Raw genomic sequence first — 232 nt, forward strand, 5'->3', positions numbered from 1 at the left:
GTCGTACATCGGTTGGAAGTTATGTTTATAAGCGGTGCCTTTCGCCAACGCAAATGCCTTTTTCAGCATAAATGAATTCAAATATTTATCCGTACGATAGCAGACGTCTTTAAGATTATTGATTTGTACGCGGCGTTCAGCCGATTCATCAATTGCTCGATACGCAGCAAGCACATTTTCTTCATTTACAGGTAAGTCTTGAGTAACCAACCACTGCGCCAAATGCATATCC

Annotated in this window: 1 protein-coding gene; it reads right to left on the bottom strand. The window is 41.4% G+C overall.

Annotated features, from left to right (window positions below; genetic code table 11):
• Positions 1-232 (bottom strand): FFLEELY motif protein (locus AAEY79_RS16545; RefSeq protein ID WP_407074222.1); only part of this gene is annotated, 232 nt, incomplete at both ends.

The organism is Psychrobacter sp. GW64-MNA-CIBAN-0177 (genome assembly GCF_040309585.1).
Lineage (GTDB): Bacteria > Pseudomonadota > Gammaproteobacteria > Pseudomonadales > Moraxellaceae > Psychrobacter > Psychrobacter okhotskensis.